The organism is Paenibacillus sp. Marseille-Q9583 (genome assembly GCF_976954365.1).
Genome location: NZ_CDRJTB010000145.1, coordinates 1 through 2,490, shown reverse-complemented (window position 1 = coordinate 2,490; position 2,490 = coordinate 1). Strand labels below are relative to the sequence as shown.

The 2,490-nt window shown below is 41.6% G+C and carries 2 protein-coding genes; both read right to left on the bottom strand.

Going from position 1 to position 2,490, the window contains the following annotated elements; all coding sequences use genetic code 11:
• Positions 1-839: 839 nt before the first annotated feature.
• Positions 840-1,175 carry a hypothetical protein gene (locus tag ACWNM1_RS30430; protein ID WP_449603913.1) on the bottom strand — a complete coding sequence of 112 codons (336 nt, stop codon included), beginning with the start codon at positions 1,173-1,175 and terminating at the stop codon, positions 840-842.
• Between the two features lie 582 nt (positions 1,176-1,757).
• Positions 1,758-2,490: nucleotidyltransferase domain-containing protein (locus tag ACWNM1_RS30425; RefSeq protein ID WP_449603912.1), on the bottom strand; the 733-nt coding region annotated here is incomplete at its 5' end.

Sequence of the window (2,490 nt, the reverse complement as noted above, 5' to 3'; positions counted from 1 at the left end):
ATAGCTGTAGCAGGTGACACAATGGATTTTCTGCCGCCATGCAGTATCTGCAGACAAGTATTATCGGAATTCTGTTTGCCCGACATGCCTGTCTACTTAACCAATGAGAAAAAAGAAATCTTAGAGCTGAGTTTAAGGGATTTATTGCCTTACGCATTCAAAAATTTAGATATGTAAAAATAATACCTACCATAGTGGAATATCAAAACACGCGTACCTGTGTTAGACAAGTACGCGTATTTTTGTGTTTAAAAGCTTAGTCAGAACACAAAGTCCACAGACCAGACACACCCCGTGAATACGTTGTGACTTACCAAATCGCAATTCCAACCTTATCTTTTTCTTTGGCTATGTTAAATTCTAATGTTGATATTTGACCATAAGAAAACCGCCTTCGTTGAAAAGGCGGTTTATTGCTATCGTGTCCCGTTAGGTTAACCGCTTTTTGCTTACTATTGGGAACAACCCTAGATTTTATTTGAACAAGATTGAGGTATCACGAGAATCAAAAAAGTGCAAACGGACGTTGATGCTAACTAAATATTAGGACTCCAAATATAATAGTCAGTACCACAATAACTGTCAATGAGGCTACTTTTGCATAACGTATTGCCCCCTCAGATACTTCAGGTTCTTCTTTATACATCCATTGTTTCCCCCATAATAAACTATCCTCAGGACAAAAATAAGTCCATATTAATACTCCATACATAGGAATCATAAAAAAAAAAACAAAAAAATTCCAGCTATCTTTTCCACTACATCACGCTCCCTCTACCATACCCCAATAATGGATTGGACAATTCTTATGGCCTCCAATAAGTAGGATTTCGTCTTATTTAAATATACCATATATTGGAACCGTCCTGCCCGTTCAATGAAAAAGCGGGATACCGTAGCTCCTGCTCATCAATTTGTATTATTGAACTATCGTGTCTCGTTAGTTCAATCGTTGGATATGCCAAGGTTCTGTCCCCCATAGGGATTTTTTGAGGCGCAGCACCGCCACCAACGTACATGAAACTATTTTCCGAGACTTTCCATTCCAGCTCTTCATTGAAGTATTTAGAATCAAGTTCTAGCGAGTTTATTACTTCTGAAAAGAGCCTGATAACATCTTGGAAATTAAGATGATCACACTTTATATAAGTTTGGATATGAGAATATTCGGGCATGAGGACACACCTTTTGGGCTCAATTTTTAATCCTATTATACTCTTTTTCGTTTGGCTTGCCTTCGCGTTAATCTGCCCGTTAGTCATGCATGTAGCGCAAGCGCTGCACCACAGATGATGAAAATGGATTGACAAATCTGTCCATACTGCTACTATGGCTGGGAGAGGAAGGTCGATCAACTATGGTGCCTACGAGCCCATCCGTTAGTCTGACTCCAACGATCACGGTGCATCACAGATTGTCGCTCCCTATCGGGAAGCACTCATGGGAGATTAATCCTACTCTGATTGTTGCACCAGCCTCTTACCTAATTTAGCCGTAGAGAGGATACTTTAGAATGGAAATCGTAGTTGAACGTGCATGTGGTATGGATATTCATAAGGATAATGTCAGCAGAAAATAAAGTATTAGACGGGATGGCTTTATTCCACGCGGGTTTTCTAATTGTCATACCGTTAGACTCCATAAAATAAGTTATAGACTGAGCGTTGAAATTGAAACAGCGACAGCCAAGGACAAGAAAATAATGTCCTAGACTGTCGCTGTTTTATTGAACAAACGTGTCCCGTTAGCAGAACAGTTTATAAATCGAGAACCGGAACCGGTCCGTCCATCCAGTTCAGCTGGCTATCCATCATAAACTGAACCGACCAATGATGCTCTGCCTGATACCAGTTACTAAATTCCACAATACTCTCGTACAGATTCTCGACGGCTTCCGGCGTTCGTTCTTCCAGTACCCGATGGATGTCCGACAACAAATTCTCCGGCTTCTTTTCAACCCCTTCCAGAACCTTTAAGAACCACTTATAAGAAGGGAACAGCGTTTCGTTGTGTACCAAAATCAACCTACCTGCGAAAAAGGCATAGTGGGTCAAACAGTAGTCGATTAATAAACGATTGTTGCGTTTCAGTCCTTCGTAATAATACCATTTCCAGGTTTCGAATTGTGCATAGAACTTCTGCATGTTCTCTGCCTTTTTCTCCACCGGATATCGGGGAGCGTATTGGACCAACTGTTCCAACCCCTCGATATTGGAATAGGTGACGAACGCATCCTGGAATGCGAACTTAGCAGGATCGCTGCCGGATTCGGTCACTTGCTTGATGTAGGAAGCGGATACAACTTTCCCGTCCACGTAACCGCCTTCATAAGAACAGGATTCCGTTTCGAAATACCCAAGATTATGGATGGAACAAGCTTTCTTGTAATCCTCTTCAGAAAGGACGATCATAATGTCGATATCAGAGGTTTCGTTGGCAAAGCCATGCGCCACGGAACCTCCGATGATGATCCCTTGTACGTCGGGTCTG

Excerpts from the sequence above, each read along its gene's own strand:
- ACWNM1_RS30430 (WP_449603913.1), bottom strand. The coding sequence starts at position 1,175 with ATGCCCGAATATTCTCATATCCAAACTTATATAAAGTGTGATCATCTT.